Raw genomic sequence first — 22,971 nt, forward strand, 5'->3', positions numbered from 1 at the left:
GTGACGATTTGTACAGTTTTTAGTGTGATGTATATCACGACTCAGGGATAGAACTTGAATTTTTGCCTTACATCGGACACAATGAAGGCAGAACATTGTAGAAGAGGAAGGGGTTCTTCCCATGACGTACGAATTATTGACAGCTGATCACGACTTGAAAGCCGGTGACCGCATCTCCCTTAAAGTAGAAGCGAACGGTGAACAACGTGATGGATTTATCACAGAATTTGAAGACGCAGGTTTTTGGATTCGGTTTGACGACGACATCGAAAACGAGGATTTCATCGACTACCGCGATAACTTGCTCGTTGCTCTCATCTCGCGCCCGATTGACGTGGCAGCGACGTATCCAGAGCTCGCTTCATACGAACGGTTGACGAAAGAATTGCAGTATCGTGTGTATCAAGGCTTCACCGTCGAAGGCGTCGAGGCGTCGGCTGACCAAATCGATGTGCACATCAAACTCATCGAGGACGGACAGACGTTCACACAGACACTCCGTTCTTCATTCGACCAAGATACTGAACATGTTCGCTATATCTAAGACAGGGAGCGCTTATGCTTCCTTTGTTTTTGCCCCACGATAAGGAGAATTGATATGAACTTTACAAAACCATTTATTAACGAAGCCTGGGATCGCCTTGGCTTTACTGAACCAATGCCGGTCCAAGCCGAAGCCTTCCCGCTTCTTCTTGACGGAAAAGACGTCACGATCGAAGCGCCGACAGGTACCGGGAAGACGCTTGCTTATTTGTTACCCGCCATTGAAAAAATCGACACCTCGAACGACCGGATTCAAGTCGTCATCGTCGCGCCGACGCGTGAGCTCGTCATGCAGATTCAAACGGTCGCGCAACGCTTCACCGAGAAAGGTGATGTCCGCATCGCTTCATTTATTGGCGGTGTCGAATTGAAACGTCAAATCGACCGCTTGAAGAAAAAGCCCCATTTGATTGTCGGGACACCGGGCCGACTCGTCGAACTGATCGACAAGAAAAAATTGAAGCTTCATGAGACGCACACAATCGTCCTCGATGAAGCTGACCAAATCATCGATAGCGGATTAACAGAAGCTGCCGAACGCATCATCAAGCACACGGCGCACGAACATCAAATCGCCCTCGTATCGGCAACGCTCACAGACACGCTTCAAGCATGGGCTGCCCCGTTCTTGAAGGAGCCGGCACACGTGAAAATCGAACGAGCTGTGAGCAGTCAAGTGACGTACGGCTATATGTTGACGACACGCCGCTATAAGCCGGAATTGCTTCGTCGTTTGTCACATGTCAACGGCGTCAAAGCGCTCGCTTTCATCAACAACCGCTCATTCTTGCCACCACTCAGAGGCGAACTCGATAAAATGAAAGTGAATTACCGGATGCTCGACAGCCTAAAAGGGAAACGCGAACGCGTGGAGACGCTCCGCGAATTCCGGAAAGGCGACTATCCACTCCTCATCACGACAGGTCTCGCGGCCCGTGGTCTCGACATCGAAGAAGTGACGCACGTCGTCCACTTCGATTTGCCAGAATCGATTGACGACTTCATTCACCGCTCGGGCCGGACGGCACGCGGGAATGCGGCCGGGACCGTGCTCTCGCTCGTGACGGACGAAGACTTGACGCACTTGAAATCGTTCGCTCGCCAGCTAGGCGTGGAATTGAAAGAACTCGAGATTTATCGTGGCGACGTCATCGAGAAACGGATCGAGGATAAACCGCCGGTCGTGAAGCGTCCTGCGAACAAACGAGGACCGCGCCGATGAAAAAAGACCGGAAAGTAATTCCATTCCCTTTGCTTGTAGAAGAGTCCGAATTGCTGGCCGAGCTGAAAAAGTTGTATGAGCAAGCCGCGCTCGCGCGCAGCACACATTGGACGAACTATATTCAAGAGATCGCCTCGGAAGGCACATGGCAGTTGAAAGACGCCGAGCTATTCCGCGACCTGTTCATCGACTGGGCCGTCTTCTTCGAGACGGACGAGGACGGGATGACACCGCACGGCCGCTACTTGGCAGATCAAAAAGCCGACATGTCCCCTGCCTTGTATCACGCGCTCCGTGGCTTGGCGGTCCCGCGTTGCTCGGTGTTTGAAGTGACCGAGGAAGGACTGCGCGATTGGGAGACGAAAGAGACGTATCGCGTCAATCTCCCGGAAAAACGTGAGGTCGGTGACATCATGCTCGGCAAGCTGCTCGATATCCGAGGCAGCTGGCGTTTCGGGTCGGCGTTCCTCGCTCTTCCGGCGAAAATGGCCGGTAACGTGTCGGACCTGTATATCGACTTCACCGATGAGGTCGGTCCGGGTGCGTTCCTCGATCAGTTCCCAGAGTTCTGTGCAGAACTGATCGACATGTTGCTCGATTTAGAAGACGGGGTCATCGTCCCGAAACCATCAAAATAACCGAGAGGCGGCTGCCTCTCGGTTATTTGTTATTGTACATAATATTTCGTGTTGGATAACAATGCCTTCGCCGCATCGTTCGTCGCCTTCACGACGGCGCTCGAGATGGCTTTCCCATCTTGATAGACGTCGATAACGGCCCCATCTTTCGTCGGGCGAATATGATACAGTTGGTTATCGACATACCAAGTCGTACCGACCGAACCATCGATGACTTGTCGCGTCGATTGCTTCCCTGTCTTCAAGTCGACAACGAATTCGGTCCCATCTTCCTGCAAGACGATTAATTGATCCTCATAGACGGTTGCGCCCCACATATCCCCTTCAGCTTTTAACTCGACGACACGCTTCTCTTCGGTGTCATAGGCATACACGCCTGGACGTTCCGTCTCGTTCGTGTACGTCTGACCATCTTCGGTTATCGTTTCGTATGTCCCAAGACGTACCGGGAGGAAACGATTATCGGCTGCGATGGTCATCCGGTTCTCATCGTAAAACCTAGATGTTCCGACAACACTAGAAATAAAGCCGTCTTCTATTGAGATTTCTTCAAGGGTGATTTCAGCCGCCCCTTCATCAAATACGGCGATTTTTGTTGCTGCCTGTCTGTCATAACCGTCACGATAAATCAAATGAACACGACCATCTTGAACGAATATGCCGTGCCAGTTCCCTTCCATGACTTCCACTGCATCGCTGACATTTGACGGGAACGTTGTCGTGGCAATGTCGTTGCCTTCGGTTCGGAAAAGAACGATTTCATCGTTTCCTTTTTGTCCGATGCCGACATACTCCTCTTTCGTGCGTAACGATTGGGTGAAACTAAGGTTTGTCATTTGACGATAGAACTTTCGCATCGTAGGATTGACCCGTTCGCGTTGTTTAAGCGCTTCTTCGACGTAATTTAAATGGGTCGTCACTTCGCTACCAGACCTGGTGATTTCAAACCGTTCCTGGACCTCATCCTCAGTTTCATAAAAGGCTTGTATCTTTTGATTTTCCCATACACTTTCATTTGTTTTGACATCGAGCACCCACTCCGCCGTTGATGCTTTCGAATCAAAGGCGAACGTACCGAGCCCGATGATGACGACCGCACCGAGCGCGGCCACATTCCACATTCGTTTCATCTGCTCACCTCACACACTTAATTTCTTCGTCAACTGACGATATCCAATCCAAACGACCCCAGTAAACCAAATCACTAAAATAAGAGTGAAGACGGCCAGCGTCTCTTCCATGAACAGATAGTTCTCAATGATAAAGAATCCAATCATCGGCACAACTACGACAACCCCAATCATCAATAAGGCGAGGAACGGCGCCCACACCGTCCGTTGCCACAGGCTCCGTTCAATCAACACAAATGCGAAGATGAATAAGACGGCGAGGGCAATTAATACTTGATGGACAAAGAAGTTGAACAGTGACGCCGGGAACATGACCGAAAGCGCCCCATCGTAGCCGATGGCCTGTTCGAAGGAGCCACTCATCGGAATCATTTGCGAGTCCAACCAACTCGAAAACGCTATGTACTGGAGTTTGAGCGCAATCCACTGGACGGAGAACAAGCCAAGGATCATCAACATCATCGTCACTAGCTTCGCACCGAAGACGAGCATCCGTTGTTGCGGCATGAGCAATAGGCGCATCATGAACGTCCCACGGCCTTGGAAGTCACGGTACCAAATCCAAAAACTGAAGAATACCATCGCCGTGACAGCAACCCCAATCGACAAGATGAACGGTGTGCCACCAAGATAATTCCCGAACGTCAAAGTGTAATCCGGCGTTCCAGCACGACGCATTTCTTCATACATATTCGTCTCGCTCCATAGGAAGACGCCGAGCCAGGCGAACTGGGTGACGACGAGTAACGTGATCAAGATGAGATACGGTTTCGTCAACCGCTCGACTTCCCATCCGAGTAGTTTCAACAAATTCATGCGCCATACTCCTCTCTCATGACATCGACAATCGACTTCCCATGAATGAAGCGGACGTCCTCGACGTCGAACTCGCGAACGATCCGGCCGCGGTTCAACATGACGGCCTTGTCGACCAAGTATTCGATGTCTTCAATCTCGTGCGTCGTAATCAAGACGCCGCGGTCTTGCATAATGTCACTCGAGAACAACTCGACAATTTGTTCTTTCGAGAACACGTCGATGCCCGAGAACGGTTCGTCGAGCAATAGATAGTCCGGATCTTGGGCAATCCCGAGCGCCAAATTCACTTTGGCGAGCGTCCCTTTCGACAGCTCATTCAACTTGTCCTCTGGGAACAGCTTGAACTCATCGACAAGACGGGCAAACAATTTCGGGTCGAACTTTGGATAAAAGTCGCGCATGAACGCCTCGCACTGTTCAATGGTGAAATGGATGGGGAACGTCGAATGGTCCGGTACGAACGCGACACGATTCAAATCGATCGGTTTGCCGTCGACAAGCACCGTCCCCTGGTCGAACGGCGTCAGTCCCATGATGCCTTTTAAAATCGTCGATTTCCCGGTACCGTTCAACCCGATCAAGCATGTGATTTCCCCTTTTTGGGCCGTGAACGACACCTCTTCGATGACTTGTTTTTTGCGGTAACGCTTCTTAACTCCCAGTACTTCGATCATGAATATTCCCCTCCCCGTATTGCCGTTTGATTTTATCGACGAGCTCATCCATCGTGACGTCAAGTTCTTGAATCGATTCGACAAAGACAGCGACTGCCTCATCGACGAGTTCCGTGCGGATGCGTTTCAATACATGTTCATCGGTCGTCACGCGGCTCGGACGGTTCCGTTCGGTCGTAATCAATTGTTGTTCCTCCATCTCTTTGAACGCCTTTTGGACGGTGTTCGGATTGATTTTCAGTTCGGTCGCGAGCTCACGTCGCGACGGCATCTCTTCGCCCGCCTGCAGTTCGCCAAGCGCCATCTTCTTTTTGAAGTAATCGACGACTTGAATGTAAACCGGGGCTCTCGTGTTGAATTGTATGATCATGTTGTCACCTCTCTAAGTGTATGATGCGACTAATACACTATCTAACTGTATTATCACCATAGTACACTAACCGAGTCAACAGTTTTTTCCAAAACAAAAACGCATCCCCTATAAATGGATGCGTCAACTAGATGAAACGATTTGATCGGCCTGGGCTTGCGGGTTGATCGTTTTGATGTAATGCGCTTCTCCCGGCCAATACCGGCGTTCGTACTTAGCAAGCCGCTCCGACAAGTCGCCGATATACGTATCACGATTCAAGACCCGTTCATACCGGACTTCCCGCGGACAGTCGAGATAGACGATGTAGTCAAAATAAGGACGCCACTCGTCCCGCAATAAGAAGATCCCTTCGATCAAGACAAGTGTGTTCGGAGCAATCTCAATTGTTCGCATGTTGACCGCGTCCTGGTCTCGCTCATAATACGGCAACGTCAAATTCGTCTGCCTTTCCCGAAGCGGTTTGAACAAGGTCTCCACGAGCAACTCGACGTCCCATTGGAGCGCATAATATTCCATCGCCTCTGACTGTCCCGTCGCGTAACGTCGGTGCCGCTCGACGATAAAGTCGTCGATATGTAACACCATTTCATTCGTTGCAATCCCGCGTAGTTGTTCGACCATCGTCGTCTTCCCTGCCCCGCTCAACCCGTCGATCGCGACGAGGAACGGCCGATCCGGCTCGCGTCTAACATATTCACGGTGAATATCTGCACGAAGTAGCTCCATCTTTCCATCTCCCCACATGAAAAAGTCAGCCCCGCTAGCGAGGCTGACTTCAGTTTACCAGAGCACCCAACCTTTAGCTCCCGGCGGCGCACTTTCAATCAAGTGCCAAATCGGAATCGTATAGGCGAAGGCAATTAAAACGAACGTGACCGTAATCCAAAGCTTCCAATTCTCGAAGAAACGCGGTGTCTCCATCGCCGCCTCTTCGGTCTCGGCGAGCGGGAACTCCTCTTCTCCCTTCGGAGCGAGGAACGACAAGTTGAACATTGAATAGACGAAGATGAGGACCGAAATCAAGAGGATCGTCCCGCCAATCGCCATCGCGATGTGGTATGGAATCCACTCGCGCGTAAGCGCATCCGAGAAGTACGTTGCCGGACCGGTCCGACGCGGATTACCTTGCAGTCCTGAGATGTGCATTGCGTAAGACATGATCGACATTCCGAACGCCCACGTGCCTGCTTGAATCAATCCGATTCGATTCATCTTTTTCGTTAGGATACGGCCGCGCAATACCGGCACGAGCCAATATGCCGTTCCGAAGAACGTCAAGGCGACGGCCGTTCCGACCGTGATATGGAAGTGGCCCGTGACCCAAAGTGTGTTGTGGACCATCGCGTTCAATTGGTGCGATGCGTTGATGATTCCGCCGGCCCCAGCCGGAATGAAGAACAACATGCCGACGAACGGAGCGAGGAAACGGACATCCCCATATGGCATCTTCTTGACCCAACCAAATAAACCGCGAGCTCCGAGTGCGCGGCCGCGCAGCTCGAACGTCGCAAACAGCGAGAACGCCGTCATAAACGACGGGATGACGACGAGGAACGTCAAGATGACTTGAACGAACTTCCAGAACGGTTCAATCCCTGGTTCCGTCAACTGGTGGTGGAAGCCGACCGGGAACGAGAATAGCAGGAACAACAGGAATGCCATCCGGGCGAGCGCATCGGAGAAAATCTTTCCGCCGATGACTTTCGGCACGACCGTATACCAGACAATATAGGCCGGCATGAGCCAGAAATAGACGAGCGGATGACCGAAATACCAGAAGAGCGTCCGTGACAACTCGATTCCGACCGTGTCTTTCCAACCGAGCGAGAGCGGGAGCAGTTGGAATAAAATCGTCCCGGCGACACCGAGCGTGGCGATGACCCACAAGAGCATCGTCATGATACTCATATACGCCGGAAGCGGCGGATGAACGCCCGGATTTTCTCGTTTATAGTCCGCATACATCCGGAACATGGCGAACGCCGATAACCACGTACCGACGACGAACAAGACGAGACCGATATAAAACACTGGGTCGGCCATGAGCGGTGCGTAGAACGTATACAAGACGGTCGCTTTATTGGCGAGCACCATGATCGTGACGAGCACGGCGCCGGCGATAATCATCCAAAACCCGAGCCAAGCGACCCTCGTTGGGAACGACTCAAAGCGTCCGAACGACTTGGCGAGGAGCGCGTAAAGCAGACCGATAATGAACATTGTCGTGAAAACGAGACCGAGCATGATGCCGTGCGCGGTCAAGAGTTGATAATAACCGAACACTTCCGGGATGACGCCCGTTCGGATGAGCGTCTGCATGAGTCCTGCCAAACCGCCGATTAAGACGGCGAGGACCGAAATGACGACATGGGCATAGGCGAGGCGTGCTTCTTTGACACCGATACTCGGTACCGGTACGCCGCGTTCCATTTCCCACTGCTTTAGTTTTGAGGCTACGTCATTCATTTAGTCCACCACCTTAATTTTTGTCGACATCATGTGATGTCCGGTACCACAATATTCGTTACAAAGGATTAAAAATTCGCCCGCCTCGTCGAACGTATACGTGAGCGAGTTGATATGGCCAGGTACGACCATCATATTGACCGGTGTGCCCGTCAACTGGAAACCGTGAACGACGTCCGGTGAGGTGACGAGAAACGTGACTTTCGCCCCTTTTGGAATCTCGACGTTGCCCGGCGTGAACGTGAACGCTTGCGCGACCATGACAAGTTCATATTCGTTGTCATCAATTTTATGAAGTCCCGGTTTGTCGAACGGTGCGGTTTGATGTACTTTCGCCGGATCGATCAAATCCGCGTCCGAAGCCGGTTGATTTCCTGCCGCAAAGGCAGAGATACCAAGCACGGTTAAAAACACACCTAATAAAATGATGCCGAATACAAGCCAATATTTTTCAAGTTTATGAATATGCATATGTTGCTCTCCTCCTGCTCGTTATCGCGTCATAAATAGGTAAAACACTGACGACCACATGGCAATGATGACGCCCGCGACAATCATGACCGATGTGAACGTGCCTTTTAAGTTCGGTTCTTGTCCATCGTTTTTCTCCACGTGAAGGACCCCTTTCCCTGTGATTTCCACTTTTATTGTATGAAATGGGATGGGGATTAATATGTGACATTTATCACTCCAAAAGTGACAATCACATCAAATTTGCGTAGTTTCCACACATAAAGTTCACATTTTGTATAAAGGCATACAAAAAAGGCGATTGTCCCGACACGAATCGAGTCAACCACCTGTTCGGTTTCACGCGCTTTGATAAGGTGAAATGTTGCAGCTCTCTTGAAAGATTAAAGCCGACAAATACCGGCGGGACAGCCTTCGCAGTAACATAGCTCTTTCAAGAAATCGATGTCATGCAAAATCATCTCTGTCCCCGTCGTCGTCAACATGCCTTCCTTCCGCCACTGGTTCATCATCCGATTCACCGTCTCGCGAGGTGCGCCAATCAGCTGACCGAGCTCCCCGTCTGACGGATGTTTTGGCACGACGATCCCTTCTGCTGACTCGACGCCGTCCATCGCCGCCATGCGTAATAACGTGGAGGCGAGGGCACCCGGTTTCCCATATAGCAGCAAGTCACGGAGTTTCATCTCGGACTGCTTGCGCATCATCGACGTCCACCGCAATACTTCAGTGGCCAACTGCGCATCGCGCCGAACGAGTTCATCCATCTCTTGCTTCGAAATCCAACCGATGACACTGTCCGAAGTCGTCTCGATGCTATACGAACTCGGGAACACCTCGTCGATATCGAACTCCCCGAAGAAGTCGTCCGCCCCATAGATGAACATGATGAGTGCGCTCCCTTTTTTCGTCAGCTTCGTGAATTTGACGGAACCGCTCTTCAAATAAAAGAACTTGTTGCACTTCTCGCCTTCCCAACAAACGATGCTCCCTTTCGAATGATCTTGAAACGTCATCATCTCGAGCAAGAGCTGTTTCGTCTCTTGCGAAAAGACAAAGCTATTCGGTTTGGTCGTTCCGCATTTCATAGTCATGTTCTCTGCTCCCTCCACTAATCGTATATCTGATTAAGTCTCGTACGTCATGTGTATGGCTATATTATACAAGAGGTATGCCGCTAGTTTCATAAAAGTATGTGACATTTCAAACAATCTTCTTATTCTTTGACCACAAAAAAAAAGACTGCAGGCTCCCTGCAGTCTAGTCTGGTCAACGGTAGACGAGTCGAATCAACTTCTCGGCCGCTTTGAAGTTCGGATAACGAATCGGTAAATCAAATTTCGTCGTGTTTCGTAAAATCGATTTGGCGTGACTAAACGTCTCAAAACTGTAACGTCCATGGTACGAGCCCATCCCGCTCTCGCCGACGCCGCCGAACGGCAGGTTCGGGTTCGTCAAATGCATGAGCACGTCATTGACACAGCCTCCACCGAACGTGAGGTGTTTCATCACGGTCTGCTCCACGGCTTTCGTCTCGGTGAACAAATAGAGCGCGAGCGGATGCGGACGCGATGACACAAACTCAATCACTTCGTCGAGTTGGCGGTACGTGAGGACTGGTAGAATCGGTCCGAAAATTTCATCTTTCATCACGTTCGCGTCCTCTTCGATATCCGTCAACACGGTCGGGGCAATCTTCAATTCGTCCCGGTCCGTCTGGCCTCCAAAGAAAATGTCTCCTTCTGTCAAATATGCGGTCAAGCGGTCGAAGTGGGTCTCATTGACGATTCGTGTGAACCGTTTCGTCCCGACGCCGTTTCCGAACATCGTGAACGCCTCCCGTTTGATGGCCTCGAGGAACGCCTCTCGTTTAGATTCGTGGACAAGGACGTAATCCGGAGCGACGCATGTCTGCCCGGCATTCATCCATTTGCCCCAGGCGATGCGCTTGGCTGCAATCTCGATATTGGCATCTTCATGGACAATGGCCGGTGATTTCCCACCAAGTTCGAGCGTGACGGGCGTCAAGTGCTTCGCCGCCGCCTCCATGACGATTTTCCCGACTGGCGTCGACCCTGTGAAGAAGATATGGTCCCATTTCTGGGCAAGCAACTCGGTCGCAACGTCCTTATCTCCTTCGACGCTGACGACGTAGCGGTCGGTGAACGCCCGTTCGAGCACTTTCGTGATCATTTGGGCGACGTTCGGTGTCAATTCCGAAGGTTTCACGACAGCCGTGTTGCCTGCGGCAATCGCTCCGATGAGCGGCGCCATCGCCAATTGAAACGGATAGTTCCACGGAGCGATCACGAGTACCGTTCCGTAAGGTTCATACATGACCTCACTTTGCGTCCCGAGATGGATTGAGGCGCCTCGGACACGTTTCGGGCGCATCCAACGCTTCAACTCACGTGTCGTCCGTGTGATTTCGTCATAGACGAAACCGATCTCCGTCGTGAACGCGTCGAGTTCTGATTTGTTCAAATCCTGCTCCAACGCTTGAAGAATCTCTGCTTCATGATGCTTGATTGACTCTTTTAAAAACGTCAACATGCTGAGACGGAATGCGAGCGACTTGGTCGCTTGCGTCCGAAAGAAGCGACGCTGTTTACGAATGAGCTCTTCAATGGTCAACTGTTCGATTGGTGCGAGCATAAATCTGCCTCCCTTGGATGATAACGCTAGCTTCATCTTATCATCTTCACTCGGTCAGCGACCATTTTGAACCTTCGATCTGCGTCCGTCCTATCTGACAGGCACGTCCCGTTTCTTCGTTTGTTGCATGACGACAAATATCAAACCGGCGACGAGCAGGATGCCACCCGTCAGCGCGAATTTTTGTGTCAGCGTAATCGAGAGCCAGCCTAACAATGCCGAGCCCGTCACTGTCCCGAGCGAGAAGAACGCATAAAAATAGCCGTACGACTTACCACGATTGGCCTGATTCGTCGCTTTAATCAACATCGTATTGATGGCTGGGAATAAGATAGCGAACCCGACGCCATACAAGGCGAGGACAGCGTACAAGAGGAGCGACGTCTCTGATCGGCCAATCAACAGTTGGCTCACACCGAGAATGCCGACACCGAGTGCCGCGAGCTTCGCTGGTTCGATTTGGTCGAACAGGCGATTCGTCGGCAACACAAACACGAGCACCGCCATGATACCGAACGTGCTGAGCAATGTCCCGCTCAGACGAGAGTCATACCCGAGCGCCTGCACGTAAAGGGGAAGCAAGTACGCGATTGCCCCTTGCGAGAACATCAAGAGGAAGGCGCCGATATACGCTTTCACTACGTCTCGTTCCAGGCGCGACGTCCCTTCATCTGTACGATGGGAAGGTTCAAGTGTTAACTTCGACGGGCGCAAAAAGACGAGTGCGAGGAGCGCGACGGCTACCCCGAACAGCGCGACGTATGTGAAGACGATCGGCACGGTCGTCTGGCTGGCCATGATGCCGCTGAACGCCGGACCGACGATGGCTGCCAAACCAACAAAACTGCCGGTCAATGCCACTTTTTTACCTTGTCGGTTCGCGGCGGTCAGATTGGCGGACAACGTGAACGCGGCTGGGACAATCAAACCCGCTACAAAGCCGTGCACGATCCGGACAATTAATAGCGTCGTCGCTGTGTCGACGAGATGATACGACAAGAGACTGAGGCTCGACAGCGCAAGACCAACGAGCAAGATGACGATCGGACCAATCCGGTCGGTCCAAATGCCGGATAAAATGTTGCCGAACGTATTCGACAACGAGTAGATGGCGATGACGAGCCCTGCGATGAAAGGTGTCGCACCAACCGATGTCGCAAACGTGCTCATGACCGGAAGCTGGGCGAATAAATCAAAGAAGGCAAAAAAGACGATACTATAAATGACAAAAGCGGACGCTTTATTCATGATGACAACTCCTTGATCCAGCCCAATACGGGAACTGTTCGTTTCAGCTTCAGTCTAGCCTGCCAGTTTCACTTTGTATACAAGACAAGGCGCGCGGACACAAAAACGCCTTACAAACCAGTGGTCTGTAAGGCGTGTTCATTAGTTTGTGACTTCGACCGCTGTATCGAGTGCGACACGAATCATTTCGTCAAACGTCGATTGACGCTCTTCCGATGTCGTCTCTTCACCTGTCAACAAGTGGTCTGAGATTGTGAGGATCGTCAACGCGTTCACTTTGTGTTTCGCAGCGAGTGTGTAAAGACCTGCCGCTTCCATTTCGATGGCAAGGCAACCGAAATCGGCCCACTTCTTGAAATGGTGGAAATCATCCTGGTAGAACTGGTCGGCTGTGAAAATTTGACCGACTTTGACCGGAATACCAGCCTTTTCGGCGTTCATATACGCGCGATGTAGGAGGTCGAACGTCGCTGTCGGTGCATAGTCCATGCCGTTGAAACGAACCCGGTTTTGGGCCATCTCACTCGATGCACTCATCGCGATGACGACGTCACGTACTTTGACGTCTTCTTGAATTCCGCCGGCCGTACCGACACGAATCAAGTTTTTTACGCCGTATGACATAATCAATTCGTTCACGTAAATCGACATCGATGGAACACCCATCCCAGTCCCTTGAACGGAAATACGTTTTCCTTTATATGTTCCTGTGAAGCCATACATGCCGCGGACTTCGTTGTATAACTCAACATCCTCGAGGAACGTCTCCGCGATATATTTCGCACGCAACGGATCTCCTGGCAATAATACCGTTTCTGCGATTTGTCCTGCTTCTGCCCCAATGTGTACACTCATGATTAAATTCCTCCTTCAAGATAGTCGTTGGCACTGCTCCCGATATTCATTCGGGGTGATACCAATCTGTTTTTTGAAGACTTTCCGGAAATACTTATCATCCGAAAAGCCGACCGCTTGGGCGACTTCATAAATACGTTGTCTACTCGTCTCAAGGAGACGTTTCGCCTCGAGCATCCGGATCGACAGCAAGTACTCGGATAAGTTGACGCCGTACTGCTGTTTGAAGCGACGCGATATGTATTCGCGGCTCAAGTAAAAGCGCTCGCTCATCCCTTGTAAGCTGAGTTCTTCCGCATAATGGCGTTCGATGAACGCGCCAATCTGTAGAATCGGATCGTCTTCGTCAGGAATGACGTCGGCGAGGGCACGTGCGAGCGTCTCGTTCAAGACATCCGGGTCAATCGGTTTCAGCAAGTAGTCGAAACTGCCGAGCTGGATCGCGCGCCGCATGTACGAATATTCGTCATAGCCCGTCAAGACGATCAGTTTGGCCGTCTCCGCCTCCATATGGACCCACTCCATCAACTCGATGCCGTTACATCGAGGCATTTGAAGGTCCGATAAAATCAACGCCGGCCGTTCTTTGACGATAATCCGTTTCGCTTCTTCCCCGTCTTGCGCCTCAATCACTTTCGTGACGCCGAGCCGGTCCCACTCCCCGAGCAGTTTCACCGCTTCCCGTACCGGCGATTCATCATCAACGATCAACACTTTCGTCATGACGCATCCGCCTCCTTTACGGCCGGGAAACGCATGACAATACGAAATCCGCCTGTCTCTGGTGTAGCCAACATAAACTGAGCCTCCCGATTATAGTTTAACATGAGTCGATCCCGAATGTTCTTTAAACCGGTACCTTCCGCCCCATTCAATGGCTCGGTCGATACCTCGATCCGTTCTTTCAATAGCGTCAACTCTTCATCCGAGAGATCGCGTCCGCTATTCTCACAATGAATCACAAGATTTTGTCCCGACTGATGAATTCGCACGGAGAAACGGTTGGCCGCTGTCGCACCGGCGCGCTCAAACCCATGCTTGAAAAAGTTCTCGGCGAGCGGCTGCAAAATCATCTTCGGCACAATCAAATCGAGGAGCGGCTCCGGCACATCGACCTCAATCTCAAATTGATCCGGGAACCGGACTTGTTGCAAGCGAATGTAGGACGTGAGGTGATCGACTTCTCGCTTTAGCGTCACGAGCGACTCATCAGGGTGCATCGTATAGCGCATCATCGAGGAGAGCTGCGTGATGAGACGGTACACCGTCTTGCCATCGCCTTTCAATGCGAGCGTCCCGATTGACTGCAAGGCGTTGAACAGGAAGTGTGGGTTCGTCTGGGCTTGGAGCGCCCTCAGCTCATTCGTCCGATTCTCGAGCGCCAATCGGTACTCCCGTTGAATCAAATCATCGATTCGTTCAATCATCCGCTTGAACTGCCGTCCGAGCACGCCGAACTCATCATTTCCGAGGGAATCGAATGAGACCGTCATGTCCCCTTGTTCGATTCGCCAAATGTTCGACGTGAGCGTCTTGATTGGAGTCGTCAAACGCATCGAGGCATAGGTCGCCCCAATCAATGCCAATACGAGCGACACCATCCCGACGACAAAGATGATGAACGACGTCCGCGACGCCGGCTCGATCAACAATCGATCCGGTATCGATTTTCCGACGTAGAACGTCTGGTTCTCAAACTCGAACGATTTGACGATACGGTGATGCTTTCCATCGCTCGACAGCGAGTTCGTCGATACATTTTGCGGGATTTCACCGTCACCGAGTTGTGCGAACACTTGATTGCCTCCCCCGACGAACCAGAGGCTCTCGCTCGGATTGTTCTGTAGTGAGGCGAGTTGGCCGATGAAAATGTCCTCCGGAATATCAATCGACAATATCGCGAGTGGCTGATCCGTCTCGATTTTGTCGAGTCGGAAATGGAGTGTGACGACCTGCTCTTCCGAGACGAGCGGCCCGAAATCATGATAGGGCACGAGCGGATGCGAGGCCTCAAGCAGGACGCGGCTCTCCTCATATTTCAATAGTTGTTGCTGAATCTCACTTGGCTGCCGTTTCGAGCGCGGGGACACTTTCATCTTATAGGCGGCGAACGAATCCATATCCTCAAGCATGAGCAGTTGGATTTGGGCCACATCCTCACGGGATAAGTACATCCCGAGCAGCGCCCGTCGTACCTCGAGTTCAGTCTGTTCGAGCGACAGTCCCGGGCCGTACTCGAGAATATCGAGCACATCCCGATTCGCATACAGACTGGTCGGCAAGCGGCTCAAGTCCGAGACATACCGTTCCATCTGTAGTGTGCCTCGCTCAAGCGACCATTCCGTGAGCTGAAGCCCCCGTTCCCGCTCCCGGTCTTTGACGTACCAAAAGGAAATGATCGTCGCCAAAATGACGGGAACGATAATCGTCAATGCGATCATTCCCGTCAGCTTCGTCCGAATGCTCATCCACGTATCGCCTCCTCGCTGTCATTATATCACGGCTTATGCAAGCGTTTGCAATGTTGTCATGAAAAATCTCGTCTCCCAGTTTCTCGAGAGACGAGCCAGTTGTTCATTCATAAGAACGTAGCAGTTCTACAATCCCAAATTCGTGGCTCCAATCTTTCGCCACATCGACTGGTGTCATCCCATCGTCATTCTCGATTGTGACATCGGCTCCGCTTTCGAGCAGCAACACTAATGAATCGTAGTCCATTCCATCGTTATACAGCAAATTATGGAGCGGAGTATCACCATAACTGTCTTGCATGTTAACGTCCGCGCCGTTCGCCAATTCCTCTCGAATCGCGTCCGCACCTGCATTGTCATACGCCAACTGCTGAAGCGGTTCTTCAGTCATATCACCAGCAAATTCTTCAATGAAAGGCGATGAAGCGAAGCTTGTAAATCCATCACTCGTGAACAACCAGGCGACAATGGCCACATTGACAATGACAGTCAATACAATCGTCCCGATAATCGACCCTTTGACATACCCTGCCGTCTTGAAGACCGGAACGTTCGTCTCACCGGCGTTCGTCGCGATGGCCGCAATTCGTTTCGGGAGTGGCGGATGTGTCGATAACAACTCGCTCAACTTGGCGATAAATCCGTTCTCACGGCTCGCTTCATACAAGTAGTCAAACTCGCTCACTTCTTTTGCCAATTTCCCACCAATCGCAAGAATCGTGAGAGCACGTTTCGATGCCTCCTGATCTTGAATATGATGGGCGGCCATACGGTCACATGTAAACTCACAAGCACGCGAATAAGCCGACCCTAAAAACGGAATCCAACCGCCGAGCATCATCGCCCATTGTTTTTGGACATGATTCCGGCGAATATGTGCCAACTCATGGGCAATGACAAATTCGACTTCTTTCGTATATCCGTCACGTGACAACTCGACTACATCCGAATACAGAATGACCATGTTCTTTTGGAAGAAACGAGTCGCAAAAGCGTTCAAGACGCCTCCGGCTTGAAGAATGTACACGTCTGGGAGTAAGCGAATACCCATTTCCTGCCCGACACGCTGATACGTCTGATACAGGTCGGCGAATTAACGCTCCGTGACTTTGACGCCGTTCGTGCGAATATATCCGATTTGGAGCCAGTGTGTGAATAGAGACAGTGCTAAAATTGATCCGATCACCCATAAAAAGATGCCGAGCGAGGCAATCGTGAAGACGATTCCTAGCACCACCGTCAACACGCTGGCGGCGACGAGCAGTCCAAAATACAATGTTTCGTTCTTATGTACCAATTGCGATTGTTTCATGTAAAAATCCCCTTCATTTTCCATATGAATTCCATTATACCGGATAAATGGATGTATTCAACAAAAAAATAGAAACTGACACGTATGTCAGTTTCTATTCGATCGTGAGGCGATACAGCTGGTCGTCCCCACTTCCAGGGTTGCCACGTCCGTCCGTATTGTTTGTGATGTAGTAAAGTCCGTCGTCTTCCAACCAGACGTCACGGATGCGACCTTTATCCTCGACGAGCGGGATGACCTCACGTGATTCCCGGTCGATGGCAACGAGGCGATTCCCGCGCAGCGTCGCCATATACACGTAACGGTCGTCGGCAACAATGCCCGATGGTGCCCACGACGTCTCCCCGACCTCGAACCATGGTGTCTCGAGCCCATCTCGTTCTTGGTCTGCCTCGATGAGCGGCCAGCCGTAGTTGTTACCCTCTTCGATGATATTCACTTCATCGTGACCGGACGCCCCATGTTCACTCGCATAGAACGTATCCTCGATTTTCGTCAAACCTTGAGGATTGCGGTGTCCGGACGAATAAATCCAATCGGTCGGATTGCCCGCTCCGGATAATGGCACCCGTAACACTTTTCCGGCAATCGATGTCTCGTCTTGAGCCAGTTCCGGCACGAGCGCATCTCCGGTCGTGACCCAAAGCACGTCACCGTCGAGCAATAACCGTCCGCCGTTATGGAACTGGGCCCCTGGAATCTCATCGAGTACAACCGCCGTCTCTTCAAACTGATTGCCATCCCACGTCAACTCGACGACCCGGTTTTGGACGTTCCCGGGTGTCCCGTACGTATGATAAGCGTACAGTTGGCGTGACGTCGCAAAATCTGCGGTCAACGCGAGTCCAAGGAGACCGCCTTCCCCGATTTCAAGCACGTCTTCGTCTAAGACGACCGCTTGTCGGTCGAGATTCCCGTCCGCATCGATGACGGCAATCGTGCCGCCGCGTTCCGAGATGAGCCATCCGTCATCGGTTTTTGCGATTGACCACGGTGCCTCTAACTGTTCGACAATCGATTCGGTTGCACCGGTCGACACGTCGCCTTCCGGCTCAGTTGGTTCCGGCTCTGGTGCCGTATCAGACGGTGCTTCTTCGGTCGACTCTTCGACTGGTGCCTGTTCAGGTTCCGGCGCCTCGGTCGATTCCGAGGCACAACCGGCAACAAATACGAGCGACAAGATGAACATCCATCGTCTCAACATGATCGCCTCCTTTTCACCATCATACCGTGTCTTTAGTTATCGCGTGAAGGTTCAGGTGGGCTAACCGGTAAACGTAGTGCAATCAACAGTGCGATGAATGCGGCAAGTGCCGCACCGATGAAGATGGTGTTCAATCCTGTGGCGATGAGTTGTTCGCCTTGGAGCCTGACTGTCGCGTTTAGCGCCTCGGTCATACTCCGATTGAAGAACGATTCGAGTGACACACCGCTTAACCCGGGCTCGTCACGGAAGCCACTCAGGACGATGAAGTTAAACACGGCACCGAATACGGCGACACCGAGCGTCTGACCGACGGTACTCAAGAAGGAGTTTGCCGCCGTCGCGGTCCCGCGTTGACGATATGACACGACCGTCTGTAAAACGACGATGAACATCGGCTGCGACAAGCCGAACCCGACGCCGATAATGGCGACAGCGAGGTAGACGAACAGATCTGGGCTTGATTGCGTGAGCAGCGTCAAGATGATTGTCCCGATCAACAAGAGACTCATTCCTGTCACGGCTCGACGCCGTGGCGAGGCCGCGCCAAGTGTACGGCCGCCGATAATCGATGTGAACGTCCAAGCGACCGAGAGCGGCATCAGCATGAATCCGGCTTCCGTCGCCGATTTACCAAGTACGGCCTGGGCCCAGATTGGAATATAGGCCGACATCGAGACGAGCACCCATGCCGCGAAGAAGACGGCGCCATTGATGGATGCGATAATCGGTTGTTTCAATAAATCGAGCGGTAGTAACGGTGTTTTCGCACGCCGCTCTGATAAAAAGAAACTGGTAAGCAGAACGACACTGAACACGGCACTGACGATGATCGATGGTGTCCAGACGTTCGTTTCGCTGAACGTGATCAGTCCATATAAGAATGCCGTCGTACCGAACGCGAACAACAGCGCCCCTTTGACGTCAATCCGCTCCGTCGTCTCGGTCACCGTCTCTTTATAGAAGACAATGATCATGATGAACGATAACAGTGCGAACGGTACGTTTAAGAGGAAGACGTAGCGCCAAGACAACGTCTCGACCAAGAACCCGCCGATGACCGGCCCGAGCACGCCCGAGACCCCCCAGACCGCGCTTAAGATGCCTTGAATCTTGCCACGTTCCTCATACTTATACAAATCGCCGATGATGGTCATCGAAATCGGCAATACCGCCCCGGCACCAAGTCCTTGGAGCGCCCGAAAGATAATCAATTGCTCCATCGATGTGGCAAGACCGCATAAGAGCGAAGCAAGGGTGAACAAACCGATCCCGAACAGTAGGACCCGCTTGCGACCGAACAAATCGGCCACTTTTCCATAAATCGGTGTCGACACCGCCGTGAACAGCAAGAAGGCGGCGAACACCCAACTCACGAGGGCGGCCCCGTTCAACTCGCTCGCGATGACCGGCGTCGCGACCGAGACGACCGTCCCTTCAATCGCCGCTAAAAAAGTCGCCAACAACAACGCGACCGTGACATTCTTTCTCATATCTGTCATCTCCCCAATAAAATAGTGGTGCCGGAAGGTTCCGAGCACCACTTCAACTGTCTATTATTTTGTGCGAGCGACGCCCGTTTGACAAGCCTCAACTTCCGATTCGAAAAAGAAACGTTTAATCTCAGCGTAGGCCTCCGTTTCGTCCGTTACGATAACGCGACCGGCGACCCGACCGTCCTTGAGCATCCACACTTCGTCAGCAAGCATCGCTGCGACGTCGAGCTGATGTGTCGAACAGACGATTGTCGCTCCACGCGCCGCTTCATCCCGTAACAGACCGCCGAGCAGATGCATCCATGTTGGGTCGAGTCCGTTCGTCGGTTCGTCGAGGAGTAGGATGTCTGGTTTGGTTACGAGCGCCTGCGCGAGCAAGAGCCGTTGTCGCATCCCTTTCGATAGCTTCCCAACGTGACGATGCCTTAGTTCATCGAGACCGACTCGCTTCAACAGTACCTTGTCCGGCTTCACACCTTGCCATAAGGCGTAATAGGCGTACGTCTCACCGACGGTCCAAGACGGGTCGAACGCAAAATCGTCTGGCATGTAACCGAACGTCTGATGGTACGCTTTCCCGTCACCAATCGTTCGACCGTTCAACGACACGCTCCCGACGCTTGGGGTGATCGTGCCGTTCATGAGATTCAACAGCGTCGATTTACCTGCCCCATTGCTGCCGCACAAAGCCACGATGTGAACCGCTACTATCGTTCCGTCGAGCGGATGGAGCGCCCATGACTCGCCGTAACGTTTCCCTACTTTCTTAAGCTGAATCATGTCGACCCTCCCGTCGTAACCACCAGGCTGAAGCGGATAGCATCCAAAGAATAACCGTTGCGATTGTAAAACCGACGACGGCCGTGCCGATTGATCCATCGAGCCAATCAATAAACGTCTCATAGATGGCGCCGAACAAATCAGGTGCTGCTAAAACCGCGCTCACCCAGACACGCAACAGTTCAAATCCGTTCAAGAACAAAGCACCGATCATCGCTTCCGCCTGAATCCCATACGGCATCCAAGCAATGACACTCACGAGTATCGTTGGCCACAATAAAATCATGACGATCCAGATGAGGAAAGACAGAAGGACGGCTTGAAGTCGATTTCGACCGATAACGCCAACGAACGTCCCGAGCGCCGCCCCATACGCGATGAGTCCGATTGAATAGGTCCATAAGACGAACCATGTGGTGAGGGGCATCGATACGACGAATGAGGCGAGTGCATAGGCGAGCGTCACGATCAAAGCTTGCGTCGCGAGAAAAGCGCTGTATCGCATCCAAATGAGACGAAACATCGATAGCGGGTACGTCGTCAAGAGGCGCAACCGTTTTGACTCCCGCTCTCCTCCCCATTGGAGTGCCGTCGTCAACATGACGAACAGCGGCAAGACGAGACCGATAATCGTGAGCAGTGACGCGTTGACGTTCGTGTAGGCAGACGCCATCGGCAGTGCTTGTCCAAGACCACCGAGCAAGACGAGCGTCACCATCCAAGTGAACAGGAAGACGTAACTCTCTTTTTGACGCAACGTGCGCGACCACTCGATCCGCCAGAGCATCATTTACTGTCCGTGGCCTTCTGATGAATCACTGTCACTCATCTTGTTGTCATCACCCGTGTTCATTTTTTTATGTTGGTTCATCTCACCACGTTCCCATGAATGCTCTTTCAAGTCGTCGAGGTCCATGACCGTTCCGCCGTTCTTATCCGCATATGCCTCAGCGTCCGCTTTTTTTGCGAACGAGACAATATTGTATGCCATCGGCGTCTTCGACATCTTATCGTGGACGAACGTTCCTTCCTCGAGATCGACCCATTCTTTCGTGTTATAGTCTTTGACGTACATGGCCGCAATGTCTTCCTCGGTCTGTTCCGGATACCAGTCCCGCATCAAACAACCGATGTCATCGAACGCATAGCCTTTTCCGTTGTCCATGATTGCCTCGGCAGCGAACTGTTCGTCCATGATTTTCATGTTGCACACTTCACATTCGGTCTCGCCCCATTTGATGTCGAACGGTTCCGCTGCCGCACTTGAACACGCCCCTAGCGCGAGTGTCAATCCAGATACGGTAAGTAATCCTGCCATCTTCTTATAAGTAATCATCTTGTTTCCTCCCAAATCGCCATAATAACATCAATAATCCACTTAACACGGTCGCCCCGACTGTTCCTTGCCAAGTAAACTTGAAATTCGTCACAAGTGGCGCCGTGTCAATGAGCGTGACCTCATCGGGACTTCTGAGGACACGCTCGAGTACGGTCAGCCCGGGGGCCCCGTACAATAATTCAAACGCTTCATACGAATCGGCGAGCAAAAACAAATACGGGTCAGCCCGATACGGAATCTCGCTCTGTCCGTCCTCGGTCAAATCAAGCGTCAGCCCACCCCATCTGTTGCCGGCAATCACGTTGTCAGCCGCTTTGAACGATATGACCGGATAGCGATTATGTGTCAAATCATTCCCGACCAGGGTCATCCCGGTAGCCCGCTGCAACCGCAACGCGATATCATTTCCGTTCACTCCGTTATGATGGATTGCCGTCCACTCCGATTTCTCGGCGTAAATCCCCACGCGGTTCCCATGAATTGCATTCGCACGAACGGTCGTCTCGACCGCCTCGAACAGCATGAGCCCCATCCCCGTCGCACCTGTCTGGTCATGAATTTGTCCATTTTCGATGCTGACGCGCTCGGTTCCCATCACCATCGCGCCGGTTTCGTTATGGTGCAGGATAGGTGAGGTGATTGAAACGTCCGTCGGGAACATGAGATGAATGCCGTACCGTGAGTTCATAACGAGTGGCCGAACCAATTCATGTCCGCTCCCGTCTTCGATGTAAATCCCGTCTCGGGCATGGTCGATGATGGCACCTTTAATCACCGTCGCTTCACTACTATGTACGGAGATGCCTTCTCCCCGACCTGTCCCGGTCACGTTCGGTCGAATCAACCGGACCCCGTGACTGTCCCTGACGGCAATCCCGGTCCCAGCTGCTTCGATTCTCGCATCGATGACTTGGTGGCCCAGCCCCTCGACGAGCACCGCGGGTACAGTCGTCCGTTCGCACTGTTCGATCTCGACGTTCTCGAGCACGGCCCCGATTCCTTCGAGTTGGAAAGCGGGTCGTTCACAACTGATGAACCGTTTTCCTGCACCGTTGAACGTTTCGTTCGATTGAATCACAATCGGTTCTTCGAGCAACACCGGTTCTGTGTCCGCTTGAACAGCTATCGGTGAGAAGAACCATAAAGCGAGTAACCAGCTTAGTCGTCTCATAACCCCTCCTCTTGATGAATCGCTTACAGAACATATTGTACGAAAACCCACGGGGGTATGTGTGTCGTTTTTATGGGATTCGTGTGACAGTTTCTTCATAAAAA

25 protein-coding genes are annotated in these 22,971 nt (G+C 52.0%); 3 read left to right on the top strand and 22 right to left on the bottom strand.

All coding sequences use genetic code 11. From position 1 onward, the window contains the following. Positions 1-121: 121 nt before the first annotated feature. From KNP71_RS11805 to KNP71_RS11815, 3 genes are read left to right on the top strand one after another with little or no spacing between them, the layout of a single operon-like run. Positions 122-544, top strand: a complete 423-nt coding sequence (locus tag KNP71_RS11805) for a hypothetical protein (RefSeq protein ID WP_021067807.1) — start codon at positions 122-124, stop codon at positions 542-544. A gap of 54 nt (positions 545-598) precedes the next feature. After that, entirely contained in the window at positions 599-1,765 is a 1,167-nt protein-coding gene (locus tag KNP71_RS11810; RefSeq protein WP_131472465.1) for a DEAD/DEAH box helicase, read from the top strand. Further along, entirely contained in the window at positions 1,762-2,403 is a 642-nt protein-coding gene (locus KNP71_RS11815; protein ID WP_021067809.1) for a hypothetical protein, read from the top strand. Before KNP71_RS11810 ends, KNP71_RS11815 begins: the two co-directional genes overlap by 4 nt. Positions 2,404-2,432: 29 nt before the next feature. Here the strand turns inward: KNP71_RS11815 and KNP71_RS11820 are convergent, their stop codons facing one another. The 22 genes from KNP71_RS11820 to KNP71_RS11925 form a co-directional block, all read right to left on the bottom strand. After that, positions 2,433-3,533 carry a hypothetical protein gene (locus tag KNP71_RS11820; protein WP_214830747.1) on the bottom strand — a complete coding sequence of 367 codons (1,101 nt, stop codon included), beginning with the start codon at positions 3,531-3,533 and terminating at the stop codon, positions 2,433-2,435. Between the two features lie 9 nt (positions 3,534-3,542). Beyond that, positions 3,543-4,349: a hypothetical protein gene (locus tag KNP71_RS11825; RefSeq protein ID WP_214830749.1), complete on the bottom strand. Its 807-nt coding sequence runs from the start codon at positions 4,347-4,349 to the stop codon at positions 3,543-3,545. Beyond that, the gene (locus KNP71_RS11830; RefSeq protein WP_131472461.1) at positions 4,346-5,026 is read right to left on the bottom strand and encodes an ABC transporter ATP-binding protein; all 681 of its coding nucleotides are present in this window, start codon (positions 5,024-5,026) and stop codon (positions 4,346-4,348) included. Before KNP71_RS11830 ends, KNP71_RS11825 begins: the two co-directional genes overlap by 4 nt. After that, positions 5,004-5,396, bottom strand: a complete 393-nt coding sequence (locus tag KNP71_RS11835) for a GntR family transcriptional regulator (protein ID WP_029596052.1) — start codon at positions 5,394-5,396, stop codon at positions 5,004-5,006. The genes KNP71_RS11830 and KNP71_RS11835 overlap by 23 nt, the downstream gene beginning before the upstream one ends. 123 nt (positions 5,397-5,519) lie before the next feature. Then, positions 5,520-6,125: a kinase gene (locus KNP71_RS11840; RefSeq protein WP_214830751.1), complete on the bottom strand. Its 606-nt coding sequence runs from the start codon at positions 6,123-6,125 to the stop codon at positions 5,520-5,522. Between the two features lie 54 nt (positions 6,126-6,179). After that, on the bottom strand, positions 6,180-7,865 hold the full coding sequence (locus KNP71_RS11845) for a b(o/a)3-type cytochrome-c oxidase subunit 1 (RefSeq protein WP_035385689.1): 1,686 nt from the start codon (positions 7,863-7,865) through the stop codon (positions 6,180-6,182). Continuing rightward, entirely contained in the window at positions 7,866-8,336 is a 471-nt protein-coding gene (locus KNP71_RS11850; protein WP_021067816.1) for a cytochrome c oxidase subunit II, read from the bottom strand. A 21-nt stretch (positions 8,337-8,357) separates the two neighbouring features. After that, complete coding sequence (locus KNP71_RS11855) at positions 8,358-8,477, bottom strand: hypothetical protein (protein ID WP_021067817.1); 120 nt, start codon at positions 8,475-8,477, stop codon at positions 8,358-8,360. A 242-nt stretch (positions 8,478-8,719) separates the two neighbouring features. Further along, positions 8,720-9,430 carry a Crp/Fnr family transcriptional regulator gene (locus tag KNP71_RS11860; protein ID WP_021067818.1) on the bottom strand — a complete coding sequence of 237 codons (711 nt, stop codon included), beginning with the start codon at positions 9,428-9,430 and terminating at the stop codon, positions 8,720-8,722. Positions 9,431-9,605: 175 nt separating this feature from the next. Then, on the bottom strand, positions 9,606-10,991 hold the full coding sequence (locus KNP71_RS11865) for an aldehyde dehydrogenase (protein ID WP_021067819.1): 1,386 nt from the start codon (positions 10,989-10,991) through the stop codon (positions 9,606-9,608). A gap of 90 nt (positions 10,992-11,081) precedes the next feature. Further along, positions 11,082-12,239: an MFS transporter gene (locus tag KNP71_RS11870; protein ID WP_029596055.1), complete on the bottom strand. Its 1,158-nt coding sequence runs from the start codon at positions 12,237-12,239 to the stop codon at positions 11,082-11,084. Between the two features lie 141 nt (positions 12,240-12,380). After that, positions 12,381-13,094, bottom strand: coding sequence for a purine-nucleoside phosphorylase (gene deoD / locus KNP71_RS11875; protein ID WP_029596056.1), 714 nt, complete (start codon positions 13,092-13,094; stop codon positions 12,381-12,383). A 15-nt stretch (positions 13,095-13,109) separates the two neighbouring features. Beyond that, positions 13,110-13,817, bottom strand: coding sequence for a response regulator transcription factor (locus KNP71_RS11880; RefSeq protein WP_021067822.1), 708 nt, complete (start codon positions 13,815-13,817; stop codon positions 13,110-13,112). Further along, positions 13,814-15,562, bottom strand: a complete 1,749-nt coding sequence (locus tag KNP71_RS11885) for a sensor histidine kinase (protein WP_214830753.1) — start codon at positions 15,560-15,562, stop codon at positions 13,814-13,816. The genes KNP71_RS11880 and KNP71_RS11885 overlap by 4 nt, the downstream gene beginning before the upstream one ends. Positions 15,563-15,668: 106 nt before the next feature. Continuing rightward, complete coding sequence (locus KNP71_RS11890; protein WP_285801279.1) at positions 15,669-16,649, bottom strand: M48 family metallopeptidase; 981 nt, start codon at positions 16,647-16,649, stop codon at positions 15,669-15,671. 9 nt (positions 16,650-16,658) lie between these two features. Then, positions 16,659-16,877 (bottom strand): hypothetical protein, encoded by a 219-nt coding sequence (locus tag KNP71_RS11895; protein ID WP_214830757.1) that lies wholly within the window; start codon positions 16,875-16,877, stop codon positions 16,659-16,661. A gap of 94 nt (positions 16,878-16,971) precedes the next feature. Continuing rightward, entirely contained in the window at positions 16,972-18,078 is a 1,107-nt protein-coding gene (locus KNP71_RS11900; RefSeq protein ID WP_251131497.1) for a PQQ-dependent sugar dehydrogenase, read from the bottom strand. A gap of 35 nt (positions 18,079-18,113) precedes the next feature. Next, positions 18,114-19,574 carry an MDR family MFS transporter gene (locus KNP71_RS11905; protein WP_214799585.1) on the bottom strand — a complete coding sequence of 487 codons (1,461 nt, stop codon included), beginning with the start codon at positions 19,572-19,574 and terminating at the stop codon, positions 18,114-18,116. Positions 19,575-19,637: 63 nt separating this feature from the next. Further along, entirely contained in the window at positions 19,638-20,357 is a 720-nt protein-coding gene (locus KNP71_RS11910; RefSeq protein ID WP_214830760.1) for an ABC transporter ATP-binding protein, read from the bottom strand. Then, the gene (locus KNP71_RS11915) at positions 20,344-21,147 is read right to left on the bottom strand and encodes an ABC transporter permease (protein ID WP_236355798.1); all 804 of its coding nucleotides are present in this window, start codon (positions 21,145-21,147) and stop codon (positions 20,344-20,346) included. The genes KNP71_RS11910 and KNP71_RS11915 overlap by 14 nt, the downstream gene beginning before the upstream one ends. Next, positions 21,148-21,693 (bottom strand): nitrous oxide reductase accessory protein NosL, encoded by a 546-nt coding sequence (locus tag KNP71_RS11920; protein ID WP_214756684.1) that lies wholly within the window; start codon positions 21,691-21,693, stop codon positions 21,148-21,150. It abuts the gene before it with no gap. Beyond that, the gene (locus tag KNP71_RS11925) at positions 21,680-22,867 is read right to left on the bottom strand and encodes a NosD domain-containing protein (RefSeq protein WP_214830762.1); all 1,188 of its coding nucleotides are present in this window, start codon (positions 22,865-22,867) and stop codon (positions 21,680-21,682) included. The genes KNP71_RS11920 and KNP71_RS11925 overlap by 14 nt, the downstream gene beginning before the upstream one ends. Positions 22,868-22,971: the final 104 nt, after the last annotated feature.

It is taken from the genome of Exiguobacterium sp. s56, assembly GCF_018618255.1.
In the GTDB taxonomy this organism is placed as follows: Bacteria; Bacillota; Bacilli; order Exiguobacteriales; family Exiguobacteriaceae; genus Exiguobacterium; species Exiguobacterium chiriqhucha.

Excerpts from the sequence above, each read along its gene's own strand:
- KNP71_RS11845 (WP_035385689.1), bottom strand. The coding sequence starts at position 7,865 with ATGAATGACGTAGCCTCAAAACTAAAGCAGTGGGAAATGGAACGCGGC.
- KNP71_RS11910 (WP_214830760.1), bottom strand. The coding sequence starts at position 20,357 with ATGATTCAGCTTAAGAAAGTAGGGAAACGTTACGGCGAGTCATGGGCG.
- KNP71_RS11895 (WP_214830757.1), bottom strand. The coding sequence starts at position 16,877 with ATGAAACAATCGCAATTGGTACATAAGAACGAAACATTGTATTTTGGA.
- KNP71_RS11925 (WP_214830762.1), bottom strand. The coding sequence starts at position 22,867 with ATGAGACGACTAAGCTGGTTACTCGCTTTATGGTTCTTCTCACCGATA.
- KNP71_RS11830 (WP_131472461.1), bottom strand. The coding sequence starts at position 5,026 with ATGATCGAAGTACTGGGAGTTAAGAAGCGTTACCGCAAAAAACAAGTC.
- KNP71_RS11840 (WP_214830751.1), bottom strand. The coding sequence starts at position 6,125 with ATGGAGCTACTTCGTGCAGATATTCACCGTGAATATGTTAGACGCGAG.
- KNP71_RS11905 (WP_214799585.1), bottom strand. The coding sequence starts at position 19,574 with ATGAGAAAGAATGTCACGGTCGCGTTGTTGTTGGCGACTTTTTTAGCG.
- KNP71_RS11915 (WP_236355798.1), bottom strand. The coding sequence starts at position 21,147 with ATGATGCTCTGGCGGATCGAGTGGTCGCGCACGTTGCGTCAAAAAGAG.
- KNP71_RS11885 (WP_214830753.1), bottom strand. The coding sequence starts at position 15,562 with ATGAGCATTCGGACGAAGCTGACGGGAATGATCGCATTGACGATTATC.
- KNP71_RS11805 (WP_021067807.1), top strand. The coding sequence starts at position 122 with ATGACGTACGAATTATTGACAGCTGATCACGACTTGAAAGCCGGTGAC.
- KNP71_RS11920 (WP_214756684.1), bottom strand. The coding sequence starts at position 21,693 with ATGATTACTTATAAGAAGATGGCAGGATTACTTACCGTATCTGGATTG.
- KNP71_RS11860 (WP_021067818.1), bottom strand. The coding sequence starts at position 9,430 with ATGACTATGAAATGCGGAACGACCAAACCGAATAGCTTTGTCTTTTCG.
- KNP71_RS11815 (WP_021067809.1), top strand. The coding sequence starts at position 1,762 with ATGAAAAAAGACCGGAAAGTAATTCCATTCCCTTTGCTTGTAGAAGAG.
- KNP71_RS11810 (WP_131472465.1), top strand. The coding sequence starts at position 599 with ATGAACTTTACAAAACCATTTATTAACGAAGCCTGGGATCGCCTTGGC.
- KNP71_RS11835 (WP_029596052.1), bottom strand. The coding sequence starts at position 5,396 with ATGATCATACAATTCAACACGAGAGCCCCGGTTTACATTCAAGTCGTC.
- KNP71_RS11850 (WP_021067816.1), bottom strand. The coding sequence starts at position 8,336 with ATGCATATTCATAAACTTGAAAAATATTGGCTTGTATTCGGCATCATT.
- KNP71_RS11865 (WP_021067819.1), bottom strand. The coding sequence starts at position 10,991 with ATGCTCGCACCAATCGAACAGTTGACCATTGAAGAGCTCATTCGTAAA.
- KNP71_RS11820 (WP_214830747.1), bottom strand. The coding sequence starts at position 3,533 with ATGAAACGAATGTGGAATGTGGCCGCGCTCGGTGCGGTCGTCATCATC.
- KNP71_RS11825 (WP_214830749.1), bottom strand. The coding sequence starts at position 4,349 with ATGAATTTGTTGAAACTACTCGGATGGGAAGTCGAGCGGTTGACGAAA.
- KNP71_RS11880 (WP_021067822.1), bottom strand. The coding sequence starts at position 13,817 with ATGACGAAAGTGTTGATCGTTGATGATGAATCGCCGGTACGGGAAGCG.
- KNP71_RS11870 (WP_029596055.1), bottom strand. The coding sequence starts at position 12,239 with ATGAATAAAGCGTCCGCTTTTGTCATTTATAGTATCGTCTTTTTTGCC.
- deoD (WP_029596056.1), bottom strand. The coding sequence starts at position 13,094 with ATGAGTGTACACATTGGGGCAGAAGCAGGACAAATCGCAGAAACGGTA.